The organism is Neorhizobium alkalisoli, assembly GCF_007829835.1.
Taxonomy (GTDB): domain Bacteria; phylum Pseudomonadota; class Alphaproteobacteria; order Rhizobiales; family Rhizobiaceae; genus Neorhizobium.
In genome coordinates this window covers 636304-658769 of sequence record NZ_VIWP01000004.1, presented here as the reverse complement: position 1 = coordinate 658769, position 22466 = coordinate 636304, and the positions used below count along the sequence as shown (strand labels likewise).

The following is a 22466-nucleotide window of genomic DNA, read 5'->3' as shown; positions in this document are numbered from 1 at the left end:
CATTTCGCCAGCGCGCGTTCTCTACGCCGTATCGGCGGGGCTGGCGTGCCGTCTGCCTTAAACGATGACGAGAGGCCTGATGATGAAGACTGCGCTTAGCTCCCAGTACCAGTATAATGCCGAGACCAACACCTGGGCCAGGCCGGGACAGAGCGCCAGCTTTGGCTATTCCGACGGCGATCAGACCGAAAACCACATTTTTCGTGTCATCCGCGGTGCAAAGGACAAGTCTGTAACCTCGGGCGAGCTGCAGGACGCCATTCGCGACTGGGCAACACTCTACCATCTCTCTTCGGAACGCGCGAACGTGCTGCGTCCGATCGCCGACCGACTGGAAGGTCCGATCCTCGAAATCGGCTCGGGCTGTGGCGCCATTTCCCGGTTCCTGGGCGAACAGGGCTTTGACGTCGTTGCCGTCGAGGGAAGCCCGCGCCGCGCCGCCATCGGCGCCGCCCGCTGCCAGGACCTTCCCAATGTCAATTTCGTTGCCGACCCGTTCCAGAATTTCGATATCGGCCAGAAATTCAAGACCATCACCCTGATCGGCGTTCTTGAATATGCCCGCATGTTCTACGACCGCTCCAGCATCGAAGATCCGATCGACATGATGCTGAAGAAGGTGACATCGCTTCTCGAGCCGGACGGCGTGCTCGTCATCGCGATCGAGAACCAGATCGGCCTCAAATATTTCGCCGGTTTCCCGGAAGACCATATCGGCCAGCCGATGGCCGGCATCGAGAGCCGCTACACGGCAACGTCCGCCGTCACCTTCGGCAAGAAGGAACTGGGCGAGCGCATGGCCAATGTCGGCCTCGACAAGCACGAATGGTGGTACCCCTTCCCCGACTACAAGCTCCCGGTTTCGGTTCTTTCGGACGAAGCCCTGAAGGACGAAGTGCCGGCGGATTTCACCAGCATGATCAGCGGCGCCTGCGCCACCGACAAGCAGGCCCCGAGACTGCCCTATTTCTCGATGGACTTCGCCTGGAAGGCGATCGTGCGCAACAACCTGGTTGACGAGCTTGCCAATTCCTTCGTGCTGATGGCCTCGGCAAAGGACATCGCCAAGCCGACGGCGATCGGTTTCCATTATGGCGGCCCGCGTGATCCCGCGTTCAAGAAGACCGTCGAATTCGGCAAGGAAGAGAGCGGTTATTACGTCGAGCGACGCAAGACCTATCCGGACGCCGTGGCCAAATCCTCAGAAGCACGTCACTTCAAGCTCGCTCTCGGGCGCGAGCCGCTTTACGCAGGCCTGACCTGGCGCGAAGAGCTTCGCTATATCATGATGAAGGATGGCTGGACTGCAGATGAAACCGGAGTCTGGGTGAAGGTATGGTGGGATGCCTTCAAGAAGCAGGTCAGCAACGGCGATGCATCCGCCAGGATCGAACATCGCACGCTGGTCTCCGGCGTCCATCTCGATGCCTCGCCCCGCAACCTCCTCGTCGCCGCTGACGGAAGCACGAATTTCATCGACCAGGAATGGTGCCGCGAGGGTGAGGTCGAGGCGGGCTATATCCTGTTCCGTTCGCTCTATGATGCGATCCTCGGCGTCAGCAGCTGTGGCAATCCCGCCGCGGACACACCGCGTGAAGTCGGAGCGCTGCTGCTGAGCATGGCCCGTTACCTTGGCCTGTCGATGAACGAAGACGACGTCATGCGTTATTTCGCCGAGGAATACCGCTTCCAGTCGGCCGTGCATGGCAAGCAGATCAGCGGCAATCTGGCTGTTCTGGGCAAAAAACTGCCGCCGCGGATTACACCCGTGTCGATGATGATGCAGCTGGAACGGGCGCTGAAGACCCGTGACGAAGAGCTAAAGCAGATCGCCGAGGCAACCGACCAGATGCGCACGAAGGTGAGCGAGTTCAATCGCTCGCTGGAAGCGAAGCTTGGTGAAGCCCATCGCCAGCTGCGCGAGAAGGACGAGCAGATCGCAACGCTGCTCGGTCAGCGCAGCGGCGCAGCCTGAGACATTCATCCGAGCTGAACGAATACGGGGGCGCCTTGCGCCCCCGTTTCATTTTATGCGTTCTTTCAGCCCGGCCTCTTGTCAGGCGGCTCGCGACCGGCGGAAGCTTTCCTCGATGCGGAACTGCTGGACGAGGCCGAGCAGGCCATCCGCCTCTTCGGCCAGACGACGGCAGGCCTCGCTGGTTTCGCCGACCATGGCGCCGTTCTGCTGGGTCATCTGGTCCATGCGGTTGACCGAGCTGTTGATCTCCTGCAGTGCCGCGGACTGGTCCTGGCTGGCAGTGGAAATCGTCTCGACATGCTTGCTGATCGCGGTGATGTCGTGGCTGATCGTCGCCAGAACCTCGCCGGCCTGTTGCACCAGCGATGCACCGGAGGAGACTTCGCGGGACGACTGGTTGATGAGATCCTTGATCTCCTTGGCGGCACCGGCGGAGCGCTGTGCCAGTTCGCGGACTTCCTGTGCCACGACGGCAAAACCCTTGCCGGCCTCACCGGCGCGAGCGGCCTCGATACCGGCATTCAGCGCCAGCAGATTGGTCTGGAAGGCGATGTCATCGATGACTTCGATGATCAGCTCAATCTTCTGGGAAGCGTCCTCGATGCGGTCCATGGCCTCGACGGCGTTCTTGACGACCGTGCCGGAGCTATCGGCGCTCTTCTTCGTCAGCGACACCGCGTCATTGGCTTCGCGCGCACGCTCGGCAGAGGAGCGGACCGTGACCGTGATTTCGTCGACGGCGGCAGCGGTTTCTTCCAGCGATGCGGCCTGGCTTTCGGTGCGGCGCGACAGTTCGCTCGAGGAATGGCTGAGATCGGCACTGCTCTTCTGGATCGACAGCGTGCTGGTGCGGATGTGGGAGAGCGTGTCGCGCAGGCGGACGATCGAGCCGTTAAAATCCTTGCGCAGCTGTTCAAGCCGGCCGGCAAAGGTGCTTTCGATCGTGGTCGTCAGATCGCCCTGGGCGAGGCGCGACAGAGCAGAGCCGAGTTCGCTGACGGCATGATCGATATGGCGGTCGACGAGCTGCTTTTCGACATCGTTGCGCTCGCGCTCGGCTTCTGCCTCCGCCCGTTCGGCGGCGCTGCGGGCTTCGATTTCCTGCTTTTCGCGAGCGCTGTCGCGGAAGCCGGCAAGTGCACGGGCAATGTTGCCGAACTCGTTCTGGTGATCGAGGTAAAGAATGGTCGCGTCGTTATCGCCTTGCGAGATGGCGCGGACGGTATTGGTCAGGACACCGAGCGGACGGATCAGGGCGCGGATCGCGAAGAAGCTCAGGAATGCAATGACGAGAAGCGCCGCCAGCGAGCTGGCAATGACGACGAAACCGGCCGAATTGATATGGGCGAAATAGACCTGCATCGGAATGCCGACGAAGAGCACGCCGGTCACGGCACCGGCGCCATCCTTGATCGGGAAATAGCCGGTCATGTAGTCCTTGCCGAACAGGACGGCGGCGCCGAAGAAGGGCTGCCCCTTGGCGAGAAGCGGCTGAGCCGGATGTTCTGCGGCAAGCTTGGTGCCGACGGCGCGGTCGCCCTTTTCCGTCTTCACATTGGTCGAAACGCGGACGTAATCGCTGCCCTGCTTTTCGAAGACGGTCGCAACGCCGCCGATTGCGCTGGCGGCACGATCGACGAGGTCATGATCCTTGAGGGCACCCTCGCCCTTGACGATGCCGGTTACGACCTGCTCGCGCAGCTCTGCCTTGGCGCCCGGCAATTCCAGTTCGTAAAGAAGAGCCATGGTGCGCATGGCCTTGCGCGTATCATCACCGGCCGTATCAAGAATGTCGCGACGGATATTGTTATAGGCGAGACCACCGACCGCGACGACAGCGATCGAGATCAGAAACAGGCACAGAATAACAATTCGAGATACGATCGAGGATGGCAAAATCTTCTTCATGGGCAGAAGTCTCTTCATGGCGTGAACGGGCTCCCTCTCCATTCATTGCCTGCCAAGGTGAAGATTCACTAAATTTTGCCGGGTCCGGTTTGTATTTTTTTAAGCCTCAAAGGAGTTTTGTTCGACGCGCGTGATTCTTGAGCCGGTTACAACCGTCAAAAGGCTCCAGATCGATGGGCAAAGCGTCAGAAAAGGACCGGAACAGCCAGCAGGGCCGCGGTCGCGCCGATCGCGATCATCAGGAGGCGGAAACGGAACAGCTTGGCGCTGTCCTCGGTCTTCGCAATGGCAATAGCGCGGGCACGGCGGTTGTTCTGCATGAACTTCGGTCTCCAAAGCGCGTCGTCAATGGCCTGCTGCCGTGGACCGGCAGAGCCCTTACCATCCCATAAAACGCGAAAATTGGATGGTATTAAGGCAGCATCCGACACGTACATTAACAAGAGCTGAATCAACTGCAACTACAAAGCGTCGCCGCATGCATATCCGGACGACCAGGCCCATTGGAAATTATAACCGCCGAGCCAGCCGGTGACGTCGACGCACTCACCGATGAAATAAAGGCCGGGCACGGATTTCGCCTGCATCGTCTTCGAATCCAGCTCCTGCGTGTCGATACCACCGAGGGTTACTTCCGCCGTGCGGTAACCTTCGGAGCCGGCCGGGCGGATCACCCAGCTCTGAATGGAGGCGGCAAGCGACTGGATCGCCTTGTCGGAGAGATCGGCAACATGGCCCTTCAAACCCTGGTTTTCGGCGAAGAACTGGGCCAGCCGCTTTGGCAGAATTTCTGAAAGCACGGTCTGGGCCGCCTGCTTTCCATTCGACTTGCGAGCGGCTTTCAGCACATCGGCGATCGGCGCATCCGGCTCGATCGAGATCGTCACGTCGTCACCTTCCCGCCAAAAGGAAGAGATCTGCAGGATGGCGGGGCCGCTCAGTCCACGATGGGTGAAGAGCAACGCCTCGCGGAACGCCGTCTTGCCGTGCCGGACTTCGGCATCGACCGCGACGCCGGCCAGCGGCGCCAGCTTTTCCAGCGTATTGGGATCGAGCGTGAAGGGCACGAGGCCCGGCCGTGTCTCGATGAGTTTAAGACCGAACTGGCGGGCGATATCATAGGCAAAACCGGTCGCACCCATTTTCGGGATGGATTTGCCGCCGGTGGCGACGACGACGGATTTCGCTTCGACCGGACCGGACGACGTGGCAAGGCGAAAACCGCCTTCGGTTTTCTCGACCGTGTTCACCTCCGTCTGGAGCCGCATCTCTACATTGGCCGCTTTCATCTCGGACATGAGCATTGCGATGATGTCCTTGGCGCTGTTGTCGCAGAACAGCTGGCCAAGCGTTTTTTCGTGCCAGGGGATACCGTGTCCTTCGACCATGGCCAGAAAATCCCGCGCCGTGAAACGGGCGAGTGCGGATTTGACGAAATGCGGATTGCCGGAAAGATAGTTGCGGCCACTTGCATGGATATTGGTGAAATTGCAGCGCCCGCCACCGGAAATGCGGATCTTTTCGCCCGGAGTCTTTGCGTGGTCGAGCAGCAGGACGCGGCGACCCTTTCGGCCGGCCATGATGGCGCACATCATGCCTGCTGCCCCTGCCCCCAATATCACCACGTCGAATGTTTGCGCCAACACGTCGCTCCTGTCTTTGATCTCCTGCTGTTTTCGATCGGCACGGCAAAGTCAATGGCCAGGGCGATGGCGAGACCCCCTCGCCAATTGCCAATCCGTGGCTATGATGGGCGAACCGATCAACCTCACTGCGATGTGTCATGCCGCGAAAGAAGCCAGCCCCCGCCCTTGCGACCGGAACGGTTGCGAAAGCCGCCACTGCCCAGCCGACCCTGACCTCGCTTCGAGGGGTCGAGGACTGGCGCGAGGCAGCCGCCTGGCTCCGGGCCCGCGGTATCGAGGACATCGAATGCATCACGCCCGACCTTGCAGGCGTTCCGCGCGGCAAGATGATGCCGTCGTCGAAGTTCACCTCTAACACCTCGCTCGCCCTGCCCTCGGCCATCTATCGCCACACGATTTCCGGCGAATACCCCGAGGAAACGGCAAGTTTCCGCTACGAGCCACGCGACAGCGACCTGAAGCTCGTGCCCGATCTTTCGACGCTTTCCGTCGTGCCCTGGGAAACCGATCCGACCGCGCAGGTCATCTGCGACATCGTCGATACGAATGGCAATGACGTTCCCTACACGCCGCGCAACGTGCTGAAGAACATAATGCGGCTCTATACCGAGCGCGGCTGGAAGCCGGTCGTGGCGCCGGAAATCGAATTCTATCTCGTCGCCAAGAACGACGATCCGGACTATCCGCTGCATCCGCCGAAGGGCCGTTCGGGCCGCTCCATCCTCGGTGGCCAGGGCTATTCGATCGCCGGCATCAACGAATTCGACGAGTTGATCGACGACATCTACCATTTCTCTGAAAAACAGGGCCTGGAGATCGACACGCTGATCCATGAAGAAGGTCCGGCGCAGCTGGAAATCAACCTTCGCCATGGCGATCCGATCGAGCTTGCCGACCAGGTCTTCATGTTCAAGCGGACCATCCGCGAGGCCGCACTCAAGCACGGCATCTATGCCACCTTCATGGCAAAGCCGATGCAGGGGCAGGCGGGTTCAGCCATGCATATCCATCAGTCGGTGGTGGATATCGAAACCGGCAAGAATATCTTCTCCAACAAGGATGGGTCGGCTTCGAAGCACTTCTTCCACTTCATCGGGGGCATGCAGACCTATATCCCGAAGACGCTGGCGATGATGGCGCCTTATGTGAATTCCTACCGCCGCCTGACGCCCGACATGTCGGCGCCGGTCAACACGGCCTGGGGTTACGATAACCGAACGACAGCCTTCCGTGTGCCGGTCTCCGATCCGAATGCACGCCGTGTCGAAAACCGGCTGCCGAGCTCGGACGCCAATCCCTATCTGGCGCTGGCAGCATCACTCGGTTGCGGCCTGCTCGGCATCATGAATTCGATCGAACCTTCGGCGCCGACCGAGGAGACCGCCAACGAGGGCGCGATCGACCTGCCGCGCGGCCTGCTCGAAGCCGTGTCGCTGCTCGAATCCGATCCGGCGGTCGCCGAAGTCTTCAGCCCGGAATTCATCGGCATCTATGCCGGCGTCAAACGCGGCGAGTTCGAGACCTTCATGCAGGTTATCAGCCCCTGGGAGCGGGAATTCCTGCTTCTTAACGTCTGAGGCTTGTCCGATGGCAGACAGATGGCAGAGCCCGATCGCACCGGGCATCTCCTGGTATCAGGACGGCGTGGCCGACCGGCCGGCCTATCCGGCGCTGGATGGTTCGCAGACCGCCGACGTAGCAATCATCGGCGGTGGTTATACCGGCCTGCAGGCCGCCTATAACCTTGCCAAGGCCGGCGTTTCGGTCGTGCTGATCGAAGCAGAGCGTTTTGGTGACGGCGCCTCGGGCCGCAATGGCGGCCAGATGGGCACGGGCCAACGCTGGTGGCCGGAAGATCTCGAGAAGGAACTCGGATACGAACGTTCAAAGGCGCTGTTCGACATGGCGGAAAACGCCAAGCGCCATCTTCTCGATTTCGCCAATATCCATGGCATCGACATGGATTATTTGCCCGGCCAGATGAACGTTGCGCACAAGAAGGGTTACGAGCGGGATTATCGCGCCAATGCGGAGATCGCAGCCGAGCGCTACGACTATCCGCATGTGACCTATATGGATGCGCGCGAAACGGCCGAGCGCGTCGGCACGAAGGACTATTATTGCGGCGTCCGCGACATGGGGACGGGTCATATCCACCCGCTGAAACTGCTGGTCGGGCTTGCCCGCGTGGCGGCAGCGGCCGGCGCCAGGATCCACGAGATGACGCGGGCGACCGCGATCCGCAAGGTGGGCGGCAAAACGGTAATCGAGACGCCGCGGGGCGTGCTCAAGGCCGATCGGGTGCTGATCGCGACCAATGCCTATATCGGCAACCTGGAGCCGGTGACGGCATCACATATCATGCCGATCGGCTCTTTCATCGCCGCGACCGAACCGCTCGATGCTTTCCCGCATGTCATTCCCGGCAGCGAGGCGGTGTGTGATTCGCGCTTCGTCGTGCGTTATTTCCGCAAGTCGCGCGACAACAGGCTGCTGTTCGGTGGCCGCGAGGTCTATTCGTCGAGTGATCCGAAGGATACCGCCAATGCCATCCGCAAGCAGATCGTCGATACCTATCCGGCCCTGAAAAACGTCGAAATCACCCATGCCTGGGGCGGAAATGTCGGGATTACCATGCCGCGCCAGCCCTTCGTCCGGGAGGTCATGCCCGGCGTCACCTCGATCGGCGGTTATTCCGGCCATGGAGTAATGCTGTCAAATTATTGCGGCAAACTATATGCAGACATGGCGCAGGGAAAGGCGACCGAACTTGACCAACTTGCCCACCTCAAAATCCCGCCATTCCCGGGCGGATCTCGCATGCGGAGCCCTCTGTTGTTCCTTGCCCTGACATGGTTCGCGCTTCGCGACAGGATATAGAACGACAATTCCCAAAGCCCGAAAGCGAATTCGGGCTGGCGTTTTTAAATCGATTAGATTAAGTGTCCCCTCAACCACATGAGATGAAAGAAAAGCGATGAGCAGCCAGATCATCCCAGTCGAACCCTTTGATTGCGTCGTCTTCGGCGGCACCGGCGACCTTGCGGAACGCAAGCTCCTTCCGGCGCTCTACCATCGGCAGGTGGAAGGCCAGTTTACCGAACCGACTCGCATCATCGGTGCCTCGCGCAGCGCGCTCAGCCACGAAGAATACCGCAAGTTTGCCCAGGACGCTCTCAAGGAGCATCTCAAGAAGGGCGAATATGACGAAGCGGAAGTCGCGAAGTTCTGCGAACGCCTTTATTACGTCCCCGTCGATGCCAAGGCCGAACAGGGCTGGGGCGAGCTGAAGAAGCTGCTCGACGATGGCAAGGAGCGCATCCGCGTCTTCTATCTCGCCGTTGCTCCGGGCATTTTCGGACCGATCTCCGAAAAGATCCGCGACCACAAGCTGATCACCAAGTCGACCCGCATCGTCGTCGAAAAGCCGATCGGCCGCGACCTCGCCTCGGCGCTGGAACTGAACGACACGATCGGCCGGGTGTTCAAGGAAGAGCAGATCTACCGTATCGACCACTATCTCGGCAAAGAGACGGTGCAGAACCTGATGGCGCTGCGCTTTGCCAACGCGCTCTACGAGCCGCTGTGGAACGCCCAGCATATCGACCACGTGCAGATCACGGTCGCTGAATCGGTCGGTCTCGAGGGCCGCGCCGGTTATTACGATACGGCCGGTGCGCTGCGCGACATGGTGCAGAACCACATCATGCAGCTCGTGTGCCTTGTCGCCATGGAAGTTCCCTCTTCGATGGATTCGGAAGCCGTGCGCGACGAGAAGCTGAAGGTGCTGCGCGCCTTGAAGCCGATCACCGAAGCCAATGTCGAGCAAATGACGGTGCGTGGCCAGTACCGCGCCGGCGCTTCCGCAGGCGGCCCGGTCAAGGGTTACCTCGAAGAACTCGAAGGAGGCGTTTCCAACACCGAGACCTTCGTCGCCATCAAGGCCGAGATCGGCAATTGGCGCTGGGCAGGCGTTCCCTTCTACATCCGCACGGGCAAGCGCCTGGCTGCGCGCATGTCGGAGATCGTCATCACCTTCAAGCCGATCCCGCACAACATCTTCGACGCAGCTGCCGGCCGCATTGCCGCCAACCAGCTGATCATCCGCCTGCAGCCGGATGAAGGCGTCAAGCAGTCGCTGATGATCAAGGATCCGGGTCCGGGCGGCATGCGCCTGCGCGAAGTCTCGCTCGACATGAGCTTTGCCGAGGCCTTCAACGTCCGTAATCCGGACGCCTACGAACGCCTGCTGATGGATACGATCCGCGCCAACCAGACGCTGTTCATGCGCCGCGACGAAGTCGAGGCGGCATGGCGCTTTGTCGATCCGATCCTGAAGGGATGGGAAGCGGCAGGCCAGCAGGTGCAGGGTTATACGGCCGGCACCTGGGGACCGAGCCAGGCAATTGCACTGATCGAACGTGACGGACGTACCTGGCACGAGAGCTGATCCGATGAGCGCACAGTTGCATCAATTCGACGATGCCGCAGGCCTTGCCTCCGCTCTCGCGGACAAGGTTGCGGCTGAGCTCTCCTCGGCAATCGAACAGCGCGGCACTGCATCCATCGCAGTGTCGGGCGGCTCGACGCCCAAGAAGTTCTTCGAGACCCTCTCGACGCGCGACATCGATTGGAGCAAGGTAACCGTCACGCTTGTTGACGAGCGTTTCGTGCCGGCAGACAGCCCGCGCTCCAATCACCTGCTTGTCCTGCAGCACCTGCTGAAGGACAAGGCGGCGAGCGCCAAGTTCATTCCGCTTTATTACGACGTGGCCTCCATCGAGGACGCTGCGGTCAAGGCAACGGAAGAGACAGCAGCGATCGGTACGCCATTCGACGTGGCGATCCTCGGCATGGGAGGAGACGGGCACACCGCTTCCTTCTTCCCGAACGGCAATCACCTGGCAAAGGCGATCGATCTTTCGACGCCGCGCGGCGTGATGACGATGCAGGCGGAAGGCGCCGGCGAGGAACGCCTTACCTTCACCTTCTCCAGCCTTTCGGATGCACGGTTCCTGGCCCTGCATATCGAGGGCGACGGCAAGAAGGACGTTCTGGAAAAGGCGAAAGCCGGATCCGACGAGAACGAGATGCCGATCCGTGCGGTCCTCAACCGGGCCGTATCGCCGCTGCAGATCTACTGGGCGCCCTAACAGGCGCCCTCCCCCGGTGCCGGAGGGCACCGGATCTTCAACATCCTCAATCCCGGTGGTTCTTAACCTCTCCCGACCGGGATTGACTCGACGGAGGAAAAAGCATGGCCGCCCATTCCAGCATCGAGGCAATCACTGCCCGTATCGTGGAACGCTCGAAACCGCATCGCGAAGCCTATATCGACCGGGTTCGCCGGGCGGCATCGCGAGGACCGCATCGGTCGACGCTTTCCTGCGGTAACCTTGCCCATGGCTTTGCCGTCTGTTCCCCCGCCGAGAAGGAGGCGCTCGCTGGCGACGTCGTTCCGAACCTCGGCATCATCACCGCCTATAACGACATGCTCTCGGCGCATCAGCCCTACGAGACCTATCCGGCCTTGATCCGCGAGGCGGCCCGCGAGGCTGGCGGTATCGCGCAGGTCGCAGGCGGCGTGCCCGCCATGTGCGACGGTGTCACCCAGGGCCAGCCGGGCATGGAACTGTCGCTGTTTTCGCGCGACGCGATCGCCATGGCGGCCGGTATCGGCCTCTCCCACAACATGTTCGACAGTTCCGTCTATCTCGGCATCTGCGACAAGATCGTGCCCGGTCTCGTGATCGCCGCTCTGACCTTCGGCCATCTGCCGGCAGTCTTCGTTCCCGCTGGCCCGATGACGTCTGGCCTGCCGAACGACGAGAAGTCGCGCATCCGCCAGCTTTATGCGGAAGGCAAGGTCGGCCGTACTGAGCTGCTGGAGGCCGAGTCCAAGTCCTATCATGGCCCCGGCACCTGCACCTTCTACGGCACCGCCAATTCCAACCAGATGCTGATGGAGATCATGGGCTTTCACCTGCCCGGCGCCTCCTTCGTCAATCCCGGCACGCCGCTGCGCGATGCGCTGACCCGCGAGGCGGCCAAGCGAGCGCTGGCGATCACGGCACTCGGCAACGAATTTACCCCGGCCGGCGAGATGATCGATGAGCGTTCGATCGTCAACGGCGTTGTCGGCCTGCATGCGACGGGCGGCTCGACCAACCACACGCTGCACCTTGTCGCCATGGCGCGTGCGGCCGGCATTCTCCTCACCTGGCAGGATATTTCCGAGCTTTCGGACACCGTGCCGCTGCTTGCCCGCGTCTATCCGAACGGGCTGGCCGACGTGAACCATTTCCACGCCGCCGGCGGCATGGGTTTCCTCATCAAGCAGCTGCTCAAGACCGGCATGGTGCATGACGATGTGCGTACCGTCTTCGGCCAGGGCCTCGAAGCCTATACGGTCGAAGCCAAGCTCGACGAAAAGGGCCAGATCTGTCGCGAGAAGACCCCTGAGGTCAGCGGCGACCCGAAGGTGCTTGCACCGATCGAGACGCCGTTCCAGGCGACCGGTGGCCTCAAGATGCTCGCCGGCAATATCGGCCGCTCGGTCATCAAGATCTCTGCCGTCAAGCCGGAGCGCCATATCATCGAGGCACCGGCGATCGTCTTCCATGGCCAGCAGGAATTGCAGGACGCCTTCAAGCGCGGCGACCTGAACCGCGATTTCATCGCGGTCGTGCGTTTCCAGGGTCCGAAGGCGAACGGCATGCCGGAACTGCACCGCCTGACGCCGCCGCTCGGCGTGCTGCAGGACCGCGGCTTCAAGGTTGCTCTGGTCACGGACGGGCGCATGTCCGGCGCATCCGGCAAGGTGCCGGCCGCGATCCACATGACGCCGGAAGCCTCCGATGGCGGCCCGATCGCCCGGATCCAGGATGGCGACATGATCCGCCTCGATGCGGTGGCGGGAACGCTGGAAGTGCTGGTTGATGCCCGCGAGTTCGCAAGCCGGCCACTCGCCGAGGCCGATCTGTCCGAGAACGAATTCGGCATGGGCCGCGAGCTCTTCGCCCCCTTCCGCCGCAGCGTCGGCGAGGCAGATCGCGGCGCGAGCGTATTCGCCTGAACGATCATCCGCATATCAACATGCGATAAAACAGCCGCAGGTTTCCCTGCGGCTGTTTTGGTATCAACGCCAGATTTCCGCAGCGCTTTTGACCGGCAGTTTCGATTTCAGCGCACTGAGCGCGATCGCATGCACGACCGGTGTCGGGGCTGCGCAGAGATCTTCGACGACCGTGATCTCCAGCCCATCGGCCAAACGCGACATGGCGGTGAAGACGACGCAGTTCTGGGTCATCATTCCGCAGATGAGCAGCGACGTGACGCCTTCGAGATGGATTTTCAGATCCGTTTCCTGAAAGGCATCGGCAAAACGCTTGACCACCACCGGCGCGTCGCCGGCCGCGCTCTCGATAGCCGGGCGGATGCGGCTGCCGGAACTGCCGGAAGCGAACAGGCCCGTTTCGGACGCCGAGACATGCTGCACGAGGATGATGCGGTCGCCTGCCCGGCGCGCTTCGGCCATCGCCGCCACGATCTTCCCTTCCACCTCCTCAGCCTGGTGCAGCGGCAGGCCGCCGCCTGGAAAATATTCGTTCTGTATATCGATCACGAGAAGCGCCCGGCTCATTCCAAAAATCTCCGAAAATTGACGATGACCATTCCTATCCTTGGGCCTCGACGAAATGCAGTGGCCCGATGGACATGTTTGGGGTAAATCAGGCCAATGCGTATCGCGATCCTTGCCTATGACGGTATCAGCCCGTTCATGCTGTCCACACCGCTTGCCGTGTTTGGCGAGCCTTTCGTATCCAATGGCCATGACGTGCTGATCTGCGGGCAGAATGGCCGCGTATCGGCGACGGGCGGGTTGTTCATCGAAACACCGCATGAGCTTAAGAAAGCCGGAGAGGCCGATATCGTCATCCTGCCCGGCTGGCGGCATGCGGACGAGCCGGTGGCGCCTGAAATACTGGCCGAGATCAAGGCGGCAGGTGCGCGTGGTGCGACCGTGGTCGGCCTCTGCCTCGGCGCATTCGGCCTGGCAGAAGCCGGTCTCCTTACGGGGCGCCGCGCGACGACCCATTGGGCGCGGATTGAGACTTTTGCGACGCGGTATCCGGATATCGAAGTCGATCCGCATGCGATCTTCGTCGACGAGGGAGATATTTTGACATCGGCGGGAATTGCATCCGGGCTGGATTGCTGCCTGCATCTTCTCGCCCGGCTATCGGGCAAGGGCGAGGCCAACCGCGTGGCCCGCCATCTCGTTCTTGCGCCGCAGCGGCAGGGCGAGCAGCCACAGCTGGTCGAGAGGCCGGCGCCTGGCTCTTCGGCAGAACTGCGTGTCGCGGAACTTCTCGATGGGCTTGTCGGGGATCCGACGGGCGTGCCGTCGCTGGATGAACTTGCGGATCGCGCGGGCATGAGCCGGCGCAGTCTGACCCGTCATATCAGGGCGCGCACGGGGGACAATCTTGGTGGCTGGCTGCGGCGGGCGCGTGTCTCGCGCGCGCAGGAAATGCTGCTCGCCGGTGGTGGCGGGCTCGATCAGGTTGCCGAGCGATGCGGCTTTCCCGATGCGAAATCCTTGAGAACGGCCTTTCGTGCCGAGCTCGGCCTCACCCCCATGCAATGGCAGGCGAGGCAGAGGCTGGGCTGATTACCAGGAGCGGACGTTGAGCGTCCGGTCGCGGTGGTTCGGATGCGTCGAGAAGACGAAGATCCGGTCCAGTTCCTTCTGCGTCATCAGGCGCAGGAAGCGGACTTCGATCGTGTTGTTGGCATTGGTGCGCATCAGCAGGCAACCGACCTTCATGATGCGGGCATCCGGAATATCCAGATAAAACTGCTGCGGAAGATTGTACTGGGTGAGAATGCCCAAAACGGCACCGCTCATGGAAATACGCAGCACGTCGCAGCGACGCTGCGCCATATTCAGAATTGCTTTTTCAGTATATTCAATACGTCCGGCATTCATCGTGTCTTCCATCTTGTACCGCGCCTCGCGGTCGTACATGAAAGACTCTTCCTTGTTCAAAAAGTGATTTTTATTACTGGGCGCCGCGCTCACGACACGTTCTCCTTTTCTTATTGGGAGAACGTAGGCCGTGATAATTAATATAGCGTTCGAAGGTTCCCGACGCCGGAGCCGAAACGGCCGGCATCCTTCAACTTGGTGAATACGGTGTTACACTACCGTCTGTAGGCATTGCCCTCTGCATCGAAGAGATGCAGCTTTACCGGATCCGCCGAAAGCCTGACGCGATCACCCTTCTTGAGGCCGACTATTCCGGGCAGCTTGGCGATCAGCGGCTCCTTCACGGCGGGATTTTCGACGTAAAGAAGCGTAACTTCGCCCAGTGCCTCGACGAGGCTGATCGTGCCTTCGAACAGGTAATCGTCGCCGGTCGCCACGGTGAGATCTTCCGGCCGGACGCCGAAGCTCGCCTTGTTTTCCAGTTCGCCGGCACTGGTCTCGACCGGCAGGCTGACCACCCTGTCACCGGCAAGTTTTACGCGGGTTGCCGCCCCGGTCTCGACGATCGTGGCCGGCACGATGTTCATGGCGGGCGAGCCGATGAAGCGAGCGACGAAGAGGTTGTTCGGCCGCTCATAAAGTTCAAGCGGTGCGCCGACCTGTTCGATCCGGCCGGCGGAAAGGACGACGATCCGGTCGGCCAGTGTCATCGCCTCGACCTGGTCATGGGTGACATAGACCATGGTCGTGTCGGGCATCTGTTCTTTAAGCTTGGCGATCTCGATACGGGTCGCGACGCGCAGCGCCGCATCGAGATTGGAAAGCGGCTCGTCGAATAGAAACACTTTTGGGTCGCGGCAGATCGCCCGGCCGATCGCCACGCGCTGACGCTGGCCACCGGATAGCGCCTTGGGCAGGCGGTCGAGATATTGGGTGAGCTGCAGGATATCGGCTGCCGCGCGGACACGCCGGTCAACCTCCTGCTTGCTCTCCTTCGCGATCCGCATGCCGAAGGCCATGTTGTCGTAAACGGTCATATGCGGGTAGAGCGCATAAGACTGAAAAACCATGGCGATGCCGCGCTTGGAGGGCGGCACGTCATTGACCAGATCGCCATCGATAAACATTTCCCCCGAGGTGATGTTTTCGAGGCCGGCGATCATGCGCAGCAGCGTGGACTTGCCGCAGCCGGAGGGACCGACGAAAACCACGAATTCCCCTTGGGCGATTTCCAGGTCGATGCCGTGCAGCACCTTGACCTGGCCATAGGCCTTGCGGATATCCTTCAACGTAACGCCGGTCATCTGCCTCTCCTTCCCTTTTGATTGTTCGATTTTATCTAGGCGTAACGCGCAAAAAATCCGCCCCAGGCCGGCAGTTCGAGACGCGTGCCATCCAGCATGCTTTCAAAGCCGTGACCTTCCAGCACCTCCCAATTGCCGGTCGGCAGTTCCGTCCTCGTTTCGGTGGCGCTCATGTTGAACAGGCAGAGCACGATCTCGTTACCGAACTGGCGCTTGTAGGCGAGCACCGTGCCCTGCTGCGGCAGGAACAGCATGTCGCCCTTCGAAAGCGCCGCGTGCTGTTTGCGGAAGGCGAGGAAACGGCGATACTGTTCCAGCACCGAGGCCGGATCGCCATATTGGGCGCTGACGGCGCGCAGCTGGTGTTCGACCGGGATCGGCAGCCAGGTCTTTTCCGCGGTCGAGAAACCGGCCTTCAGCGCCTGCGCATCCCAGACCATCGGCGTGCGGCAACCGTCACGGCCCTTGAATTCCGGCCAGAACTGGATGCCATAGGGATCCTGCAGGTCGGCATAGGCGATATCAGCTTCGGTCAGGCCCAGTTCCTCGCCCTGATAGATGCAGACGGAACCGCGCTGGGTGAGAAGGATGCCGGACAGCATTTTTGCGAAAGCGTCGCGGTCCAGCACCTCCTGGCCCCAGCGGCTGACATGGCGGATGACGTCGTGGTTGGAAAAGGCCCAGCAGGCCCAGCCATCCGGGGCTGCGGCGGAGAAAGCAGTCTGGACTTCGGCGACGCGTTCCGGCGTCAGCGCATCGGGCGCCAGGAATTCGAAGGCGTAGCACATCTGCATCTTGTCATTGCCGGACGTGTATTCGCCGACGATTTCGAGACCGCGCTGGCTGTCGCCCACCTCGCCGACCGCCGCAATTGCCGGGAATTCGTCGAGCACCGCGCGAAAACGCTTCAGGAATTCGAGGTTCTCCGGGCGGTTCTTGTCGTAGAGATGTTCCTGGAAATTATAGGGGTTCACCGCTGGCGCCGTGGAGGCGTTGCGGCGGGACGGATCGAGCGCCGGATTGTCGCGCAGGTCCCTGTCCTGGAAGTAGAAGTTGATCGTGTCGAGGCGGAAGCCATCGACACCGCGCTTCAGCCAGAAGCGGGTCATGTCGAGCAGCGCATCCTGTACTTCGGCATTGTGCAGGTTGAGATCCGGCTGCGATGTCAGGAAATTGTGCATGTAATATTGCATGCGGGTCGGATCCCAGTGCCAGGCCGAACCGCCGAAGATCGACAGCCAGTTGTTCGGCGGCGTGCCGTCCGGCTTGGCGTCGGCCCAGACATACCAGTCGGCCTTGGGATTGAATCGGCTCGAACGGCTTTCGATGAACCAGGCATGCTGGTCCGAGGAATGCGACATGACGAGATCGATCATCACCTTGAGATTGAGGCGATGCGCCTCGGCGATCAGGCCGTCGAAATCCGAGAGCGAGCCGAACATCGGATCGACATCGGTATAGTTCGACACGTCGTAGCCGAAATCCTTCATCGGCGACGGGAAGAAGGGCGAGATCCAGATCGCATCGGCGCCCAGCGCCGCGATATGCGGCAGGCGGGCGGAAATGCCCTTGAGGTCACCGATGCCGTCGCCGTTTGAGTCCTGATAGGAGCGCGGGTAGATCTGGTAGATCACCGCGCCGCGCCACCAATCCTTGTCCGGTCCCGTCGTCGTTTCTGCTGCAATCGTCATTCAAATCCTGCCAAGTCTGCGAAAAAGATGATGGATGAGTAAGGTCTAGCCGCCCTTGACCGATCCCGCCAAGAGGCCGCGCACGAGATATCGTTGCAGCGCAAAAAAGACGACAATCGGGACGATGATGGTGATGAAGGCGGACGCCGTGAGGATTTCCCACTTGCCGCCCATGGAGCCTAAAAGCGCATTCAGCGCGCCGGTCAGAACCAGCTGATCCTTGCCCGTGCCGAGGAAGACCATGGCCACCAGCAGGTCGTTCCAGGTCCAGAGGAACTGGAAGATCGAGAAGGAGGCGAGCGCCGGGAAGGACAGAGGCAGGATGAGTTTGACAAAGATCTCGAAATCGCTGGCGCCATCGACCCGGGCGGATTCGATGATCTCCTTCGGCAGGCCGGAAATGTAATTGCGCAGGAGATAGATGGCGAGCGGCATGCCGAAGGCCGAATGCGCCAGCCAGATACCCGCATAGCTTCGCGAGGGGACGCCGAAGAAGCTGCCGATCTCGTTATACATCTTTAGAAGCGGGATGAGCGACATCTGCAGCGGCACGACGATCAGGCCGACAACCAGGGCGATGATCAGGGCGCGGCCAGGGAATTGCATCCATGACAGCGCATAGGCTGCGAAGGCGGCGATCAGGATCGGGATGATCGTCGCGGGAATGGCAACCGTCAGCGAATTGACGAAGGACTGGCCGATGCCCTGCGAGGTGAGCACGGTGCGGTAATTGTCGGTCGTGAAGGATGGTGGTGAGGAGACCGAGAGATAGATGCGCTTGCCGCGATCGCCGGAGAAGGGCGCGTTCTTCGTATAGGTATAACTCCCGTCCTTGTTGACGGTGAGCGTTTCGCCCTCGCCGATATCGGCGGGCTTGCCGGCCTCGAATTCGGTCGGAGAGGCGACCTTGGTGCCGAAGGCGAGAACAGAGCCACCCTTGCCCTTTTCGAAAACGGAACCGGAGATGACGTAGTTCGGGCCATCCTGTTTTGCCGTCGATGGCTCGCCGAGCCTTGCGGCGCTGGTCTCGGCGGCACCGGTAAAGGCCGTCCACCAGCCGGATGAGGCGATCTGGCCCGCATCGCGGAAAGATGTGACGAGGATGCCGAGCGTCGGGATGAGCCAGATGATGCAGATCACCAGAACGGAGAGATGCACGACGAGGCGCGGAAGGCCGATGCGGCGGAGGCTGGCTGCGGGGTTGATCGCACTCATCTCAATGGCCTCCCGTTTCCTTGTTCGCCTGACGGATATTCCAGATCATGATCGGCGTCACCGCCGCCATGATGACCAGCGCGATGACGGCGCTTCGGCCGCTGTCACCGCCACCGCGGAACATCCAGTCGAACATCAGGTTGGCGAGAACCATCGTGTTCCACTGGCCATTGGTCATAGTCAGCACGATGTCGAAAACTTTGAGGACCAGAATGGTGATCGTCGTCCAGACGACGGCGATCGTGCCCCAGATCTGCGGCACCATGATCTTCCAGAAAATCTGCCAGCCGCTGGCGCCGTCGATGACGGCGGCTTCGATCGTCTCTTCGGGAATGCCGCGCAGCGCCGCCGAGAGGATGACCATGGCAAAGCCGGTCTGGATCCAGATCAGGATCGCCATCAGGAAAAAGCTGTTCCAGAAGGGCAGCGAGATCCAGACCTGCGGATCGCCGCCGATCGCCTGGACGATGGCGTTGAGCAGGCCAATCTGCGTTTCCTTGCCGCCGCGGAATTCATAGATGAACTTCCAGATGACGGAGGCGCCGACGAAGGAGATCGCCATCGGCATGAAGATCAGGCTTTTGGCGATATTTCCCCACCAGATGCGGTCGGTGAGCACGGCGATGACGAGGCCGAAGAAGGTGCAGGCGGCGGGCACGACGGCGAGCCAGAGGATGTTGTTGAAGATCGACTGGCGGAACTGCGCGTCGAAAAAGGCCCAGCGGTAATTGGCAAAACCGACGAAAGTGCCGCCGGAGCGATCGTAGAAGGAGAGGATGAAGGTCGCGATGACGGGATAGACCAAGTAGACGGCGAGCAGGATCAGCGCCGGACCGAGGAAAAGCCAGGGGCGGATGGCGGCGCGACGATTGAGGTTTTGCGAGGCGAGACGGACATTGTTATCCGGAACGGGCAGGACGGCTGCGAGCAGCTTGTCGGAAAGCCAATAATAGAGCGCGCAGGCAAAGACGCCTGCCACCATGACGCCGATGGCTGAGACGATCTGTGTCATCATATGCCCCTCCCCCTTTTGTTGCCGCTTTTAGCGGTCGCCGTATTTTGTCGTACGTCTGCCCCTCACCCCGCCTCCGCTTCGCTCGGCGCACCCTCTCCCCGTAAACGGGGCGAGGGGAAACGGCGAGGCCGCGGCATATCCCTTCTCCCCGTCAGAACGGGGAGAAGGTGCCGGCAGGCGGATGAGGGGCAGGCGCAGAACTCGCCCCTACTTCAACCCATCCCAGGCCTTCTGGATATTCCCACCGACCGTCTTGGCATCCTTGCCGCCGACATAATCGATCATGCCGGTCCAGAAGGCGCCGGCGCCGATCTTGCCGGGCATCATGTCGGATGCGTCGAAGCGGAACGTGGTGGCCTTGGTCAGAAGCTCGCCTTCCTTGCGCATCACGTCATTGGCATAGGCTTCCGGCTTTACGCCCTTGAACGGCGTCAGGAACGAGGTCTGCGCCATCCAGACTTCATGGGCGATCGGCGTCTTCAGGAATTCGATGAAGGCTTTTGCGGCAGGCGAATCCTTGGTGATCGCGAAGAACGTGCCGGCGCCGAGGACCGGCGTGCCGAGTTCAGGCTTGGAGGCATAGGTCGGCAGGTAGAAGAAGTCGGCATCGGTGCCAAGCTTCTTGTCCGGCGGGAAGAAGGACGGCACGAAGGATGCCTGGTGGTGCATGTAGCATTTCGGCGGAATATCGAAGAGGCCCTTCGGGCTGTCACGAAAATCGGTCGAGGCGACAGCTGCGACACCGCCGCTGACATATTTGTCGTTCTTGGCAAAACGGCCGAATTCATCGATCGCGCCAGTGACGGCCGGATCGTCGAACTTGATCTCGTTCGAGACCCATTTGTCATAGGTTTCCGGCGACTGGGTGCGCAGCATCATGTCCTCGACCCAGTCGGTCGCCGGCCAGCCGGTGGCGCCACCGGAACCGAGACCGATGCACCAGGGCACGCCGCCATCTTCGACGATCTTGTCCGAAAGCTTGATCAGCTCCTCCATCGTCTTCGGAACTTCGTAACCGGCCTCCTCAAAATTTTCCGGCACGTACCAGATCAGCGATTTCAGGTCGGCCTTGAAGGGAAAGCCGAAATAGGCGTCCTTGCCGTCCTTGCCCTTGTAGGTGCCATATTTGACCCAGTCTTCGCCGGACCCGTAATTGGTCTTCACCCAGTCGGCGTTTTCGGTGCCAAGCGGGGTCAGAAAGCCCTTGGCGGCGAGATCGGCAAGCAGGCCGGGCTGCGGGATGACCGCGATATTCGGCGGCGAACCGGCCTGGGTGTCGATGACGATCTGCTGCTCGTAATTTTCCGAGGAGGAATATTTGCCGTTCGCGCCGGTCGCGGCGTTGAAATAGGCAAGCACGCTGTTGAACAGGACTTCGTCCTCGCCGCGCCAGGGGCCGAACAGCGTGATGGTCTGGCCCTTGAGATCGGCATGGGCCGCCTTGAAGTCTTCAAAACTCTTCCAGTTGAAGCGGCTGTCCTGGCCCGGCTGGAATTTCAGTTCCTGGGCCATGGCAGAGCTGCCGGCCATCAGGACTGCAACGGCGGTGACGATGTAAAACGAAGCCTTCATGAAAATCTCCTCCCCTTTTAAACCGCGGCTGGAACAATCGCGGATTGAGTAGAGATTTAAGGCAACTGGCGAGGAGTCAAGGGCGGCGCTGGAGCATTCCTCGCGCCGGCCCCTCCCCGGCTTCAGAATTTCGGCGCGGCGAGGCCTGCGGTGCGATGGGCGGCGATCACCGTATTGGCCATCAGCATGGCGATCGTCATCGGTCCAACGCCACCCGGAACGGGGGTAATGGCACCGGCGACGCCTTCCGCTTCCGCAAAGGCCACATCGCCGACCAGCCGGCTCTTGCCTTCGCCCTTTTCAGGCGCATCGATGCGATTGATGCCGACATCGATCACGGTCGCGCCGGGCTTCACCCAATCGGCCTTGACCATTTGCGGGCGGCCGACGGCAGCGACCAGAATATCGGCCTGACGGCAGACGGAAGCGAGATCGGTGGTCTTGGAATGGGCCATGGTCACCGTCGCATTGGCGGCGAGAAGCAGCAGACCCATCGGCTTGCCAAACAGGTTGGAACGGCCGATCACGACAGCGTTGAGGCCGGAGAGGTCCGCGCCGTGGATCTTCTTGACCAGAAGCATGGCGCCGGCCGGCGTGCAGGAGATGAGGCCGGTCGAAAGGTCGCCCGTGGCGATCTTGCCGGCATTGACGGTGCTGAGACCATCGACATCCTTTTCCGGCGAGATCGCCTGGATCACCGGCTCGGAATTCAGATGTTTCGGCAGCGGCAGCTGCACGAGAATGCCATGGATGGACGGATCTGCGTTCAGCTCGGAAACAAGCTTTTCTAGCTCGGCCTGGGTCGTCTCTTCGGCCAAGCTGTGCTGGATCGAGTTGAAACCGCATTGTTTGGCCATGCGGCTCTTGGAATTGACATAAGCGTGGCTGGCAGGATCGTTGCCGACGATGACGACTGCGAGACCCGGTTTTACGCCGGTCTGTTTCTCAAGTCCTGCAGCTGCTTCGCTCACCTGCGCAATTACGGTCGCAGCCGCTTCCTTGCCATCGATCAAGGTCGCCATATTGCATCTCCCGATTTTTCCCGGCCGAACCTAAGCCGGCAGGCCCCGTCCTGACTGGCCCGCCTGCGCCCTATGCTGTCGGCGGCCGGCAAATGCAAGCGGAAATCGTCGGTCGATTTGTCA

At 61.0% G+C, this 22466-nt stretch carries 18 protein-coding genes; 7 read left to right on the top strand and 11 right to left on the bottom strand.

Annotated features, from left to right (window positions below; genetic code table 11):
• Window positions 1-79: 79 nt before the first annotated feature.
• Window positions 80-1975 (top strand): class I SAM-dependent methyltransferase, encoded by a 1896-nt coding sequence (locus FHW37_RS19025; protein WP_186458317.1) that lies wholly within the window; start codon window positions 80-82, stop codon window positions 1973-1975.
• Window positions 1976-2056: 81 nt separating this feature from the next.
• On the opposite strand, the gene FHW37_RS19020 is transcribed toward FHW37_RS19025, so the two are convergent.
• The 3 genes from FHW37_RS19020 to FHW37_RS19015 form a co-directional block, all read right to left on the bottom strand.
• Window positions 2057-3886 carry a methyl-accepting chemotaxis protein gene (locus tag FHW37_RS19020; RefSeq protein WP_145639201.1) on the bottom strand — a complete coding sequence of 610 codons (1830 nt, stop codon included), beginning with the start codon at window positions 3884-3886 and terminating at the stop codon, window positions 2057-2059.
• A 185-nt stretch (window positions 3887-4071) separates the two neighbouring features.
• Window positions 4072-4206: a hypothetical protein gene (locus FHW37_RS34510; RefSeq protein ID WP_281407262.1), complete on the bottom strand. Its 135-nt coding sequence runs from the start codon at window positions 4204-4206 to the stop codon at window positions 4072-4074.
• Between the two features lie 141 nt (window positions 4207-4347).
• A complete protein-coding gene (locus FHW37_RS19015; RefSeq protein WP_145639199.1) occupies window positions 4348-5529 on the bottom strand; it encodes an NAD(P)/FAD-dependent oxidoreductase in 1182 nt (393 codons plus the stop codon).
• A gap of 140 nt (window positions 5530-5669) precedes the next feature.
• On the opposite strand from FHW37_RS19015, the gene FHW37_RS19010 reads away from it, so the two are divergent.
• The 5 genes from FHW37_RS19010 to edd all read left to right on the top strand — a co-directional run bounded on the left by FHW37_RS19010 (window position 5670) and on the right by edd (window position 12607).
• Window positions 5670-7109 carry a glutamine synthetase family protein gene (locus FHW37_RS19010; protein WP_145639197.1) on the top strand — a complete coding sequence of 480 codons (1440 nt, stop codon included), beginning with the start codon at window positions 5670-5672 and terminating at the stop codon, window positions 7107-7109.
• A gap of 10 nt (window positions 7110-7119) precedes the next feature.
• Entirely contained in the window at window positions 7120-8412 is a 1293-nt protein-coding gene (locus FHW37_RS19005) for an NAD(P)/FAD-dependent oxidoreductase (RefSeq protein WP_246690822.1), read from the top strand.
• A 97-nt stretch (window positions 8413-8509) separates the two neighbouring features.
• Window positions 8510-9982 carry a glucose-6-phosphate dehydrogenase gene (zwf, locus tag FHW37_RS19000; protein WP_145639193.1) on the top strand — a complete coding sequence of 491 codons (1473 nt, stop codon included), beginning with the start codon at window positions 8510-8512 and terminating at the stop codon, window positions 9980-9982.
• 4 nt (window positions 9983-9986) lie between these two features.
• Window positions 9987-10685 (top strand): 6-phosphogluconolactonase, encoded by a 699-nt coding sequence (gene pgl / locus FHW37_RS18995; protein WP_145639191.1) that lies wholly within the window; start codon window positions 9987-9989, stop codon window positions 10683-10685.
• A 104-nt stretch (window positions 10686-10789) separates the two neighbouring features.
• Window positions 10790-12607 (top strand): phosphogluconate dehydratase, encoded by a 1818-nt coding sequence (edd, locus tag FHW37_RS18990; protein ID WP_145639189.1) that lies wholly within the window; start codon window positions 10790-10792, stop codon window positions 12605-12607.
• Between the two features lie 63 nt (window positions 12608-12670).
• Here edd and FHW37_RS18985 read toward each other — a convergent pair whose 3' ends face one another.
• Complete coding sequence (locus FHW37_RS18985) at window positions 12671-13174, bottom strand: cysteine hydrolase family protein (RefSeq protein WP_145639187.1); 504 nt, start codon at window positions 13172-13174, stop codon at window positions 12671-12673.
• A 96-nt stretch (window positions 13175-13270) separates the two neighbouring features.
• Between FHW37_RS18985 and FHW37_RS18980 the strand changes: the two genes are divergently transcribed.
• Window positions 13271-14206, top strand: coding sequence for a GlxA family transcriptional regulator (locus tag FHW37_RS18980; RefSeq protein ID WP_145639186.1), 936 nt, complete (start codon window positions 13271-13273; stop codon window positions 14204-14206).
• On the opposite strand, the gene FHW37_RS18975 is transcribed toward FHW37_RS18980, so the two are convergent.
• The 7 genes from FHW37_RS18975 to folD all read right to left on the bottom strand — a co-directional run bounded on the left by FHW37_RS18975 (window position 14207) and on the right by folD (window position 22343).
• Window positions 14207-14563: a hypothetical protein gene (locus FHW37_RS18975; RefSeq protein WP_145639184.1), complete on the bottom strand. Its 357-nt coding sequence runs from the start codon at window positions 14561-14563 to the stop codon at window positions 14207-14209.
• Between the two features lie 176 nt (window positions 14564-14739).
• Entirely contained in the window at window positions 14740-15828 is a 1089-nt protein-coding gene (locus FHW37_RS18970; protein WP_145639182.1) for an ABC transporter ATP-binding protein, read from the bottom strand.
• A gap of 35 nt (window positions 15829-15863) precedes the next feature.
• Complete coding sequence (locus tag FHW37_RS18965; protein ID WP_145639180.1) at window positions 15864-17519, bottom strand: alpha-glucosidase family protein; 1656 nt, start codon at window positions 17517-17519, stop codon at window positions 15864-15866.
• A gap of 45 nt (window positions 17520-17564) precedes the next feature.
• Window positions 17565-18734 (bottom strand): carbohydrate ABC transporter permease, encoded by a 1170-nt coding sequence (locus FHW37_RS18960; RefSeq protein WP_145639178.1) that lies wholly within the window; start codon window positions 18732-18734, stop codon window positions 17565-17567.
• A gap of 1 nt (window position 18735) precedes the next feature.
• A complete protein-coding gene (locus FHW37_RS18955) occupies window positions 18736-19749 on the bottom strand; it encodes a carbohydrate ABC transporter permease (RefSeq protein WP_145639176.1) in 1014 nt (337 codons plus the stop codon).
• 207 nt (window positions 19750-19956) lie between these two features.
• Entirely contained in the window at window positions 19957-21321 is a 1365-nt protein-coding gene (locus FHW37_RS18950) for an ABC transporter substrate-binding protein (protein WP_145639174.1), read from the bottom strand.
• Window positions 21322-21443: 122 nt separating this feature from the next.
• Window positions 21444-22343: a bifunctional methylenetetrahydrofolate dehydrogenase/methenyltetrahydrofolate cyclohydrolase FolD gene (gene folD / locus FHW37_RS18945; protein ID WP_145639172.1), complete on the bottom strand. Its 900-nt coding sequence runs from the start codon at window positions 22341-22343 to the stop codon at window positions 21444-21446.
• Window positions 22344-22466: the final 123 nt, after the last annotated feature.

Coding starts and splice junctions, on each gene's coding strand:
- FHW37_RS19025 (WP_186458317.1), top strand. CDS start 80: ATGATGAAGACTGCGCTTAGCTCCCAGTACCAGTATAATGCCGAGACC.
- FHW37_RS19020 (WP_145639201.1), bottom strand. CDS start 3,886: ATGAAGAAGATTTTGCCATCCTCGATCGTATCTCGAATTGTTATTCTG.
- FHW37_RS34510 (WP_281407262.1), bottom strand. CDS start 4,206: ATGCAGAACAACCGCCGTGCCCGCGCTATTGCCATTGCGAAGACCGAG.
- FHW37_RS19010 (WP_145639197.1), top strand. CDS start 5,670: ATGCCGCGAAAGAAGCCAGCCCCCGCCCTTGCGACCGGAACGGTTGCG.
- FHW37_RS19005 (WP_246690822.1), top strand. CDS start 7,120: ATGGCAGACAGATGGCAGAGCCCGATCGCACCGGGCATCTCCTGGTAT.
- zwf (WP_145639193.1), top strand. CDS start 8,510: ATGAGCAGCCAGATCATCCCAGTCGAACCCTTTGATTGCGTCGTCTTC.
- pgl (WP_145639191.1), top strand. CDS start 9,987: ATGAGCGCACAGTTGCATCAATTCGACGATGCCGCAGGCCTTGCCTCC.
- edd (WP_145639189.1), top strand. CDS start 10,790: ATGGCCGCCCATTCCAGCATCGAGGCAATCACTGCCCGTATCGTGGAA.
- FHW37_RS18985 (WP_145639187.1), bottom strand. CDS start 13,174: ATGAGCCGGGCGCTTCTCGTGATCGATATACAGAACGAATATTTTCCA.
- FHW37_RS18980 (WP_145639186.1), top strand. CDS start 13,271: ATGCGTATCGCGATCCTTGCCTATGACGGTATCAGCCCGTTCATGCTG.
- FHW37_RS18975 (WP_145639184.1), bottom strand. CDS start 14,563: ATGTACGACCGCGAGGCGCGGTACAAGATGGAAGACACGATGAATGCC.
- FHW37_RS18970 (WP_145639182.1), bottom strand. CDS start 15,828: ATGACCGGCGTTACGTTGAAGGATATCCGCAAGGCCTATGGCCAGGTC.
- FHW37_RS18965 (WP_145639180.1), bottom strand. CDS start 17,519: ATGACGATTGCAGCAGAAACGACGACGGGACCGGACAAGGATTGGTGG.
- FHW37_RS18960 (WP_145639178.1), bottom strand. CDS start 18,734: ATGAGTGCGATCAACCCCGCAGCCAGCCTCCGCCGCATCGGCCTTCCG.
- FHW37_RS18955 (WP_145639176.1), bottom strand. CDS start 19,749: ATGATGACACAGATCGTCTCAGCCATCGGCGTCATGGTGGCAGGCGTC.
- FHW37_RS18950 (WP_145639174.1), bottom strand. CDS start 21,321: ATGAAGGCTTCGTTTTACATCGTCACCGCCGTTGCAGTCCTGATGGCC.
- folD (WP_145639172.1), bottom strand. CDS start 22,343: ATGGCGACCTTGATCGATGGCAAGGAAGCGGCTGCGACCGTAATTGCG.